The organism is Pseudoalteromonas sp. CR1, assembly GCF_019392235.1.
In the GTDB taxonomy this organism is placed as follows: Bacteria; Pseudomonadota; Gammaproteobacteria; order Enterobacterales; family Alteromonadaceae; genus Pseudoalteromonas.
The window spans coordinates 1-243 of sequence record NZ_JAHXRM010000549.1 but is presented as its reverse complement, the minus strand read 5'-3'; the positions used below and the strand labels follow the sequence as shown (position 1 = coordinate 243).

At 56.4% G+C, this 243-nt stretch carries 1 protein-coding gene; it reads right to left on the bottom strand.

Annotated features, from left to right (window positions below; genetic code table 11):
• A partial coding sequence (locus KZZ04_RS20510) for a hypothetical protein (RefSeq protein WP_219424079.1) occupies window positions 1-243 on the bottom strand: 243 nt, incomplete at both ends.

The window sequence follows — 243 nt, the reverse complement described above, 5'->3', positions numbered from 1 at the left end:
TGCTGCCGGCAACTTCCAAGATGCCCTTGACCGTATCAAGTAGCCCTTCCGGCACGCCAACCACTGCCCCACCCGCAAAGCTGGCGTCCTGCCCGGCGTCGATCAATTCCCACTTCGTATTGATCCTGAGTCTTTCTAGTGCATCTTCGCTTTCTGCCAGCTCTTTCGCTCTCTGAGACTTTTGATGCTCGCCCAGGTAGTTGTACTGCGTAGCATTCTTCGCGACCCAAGCCCCCTTCTCCA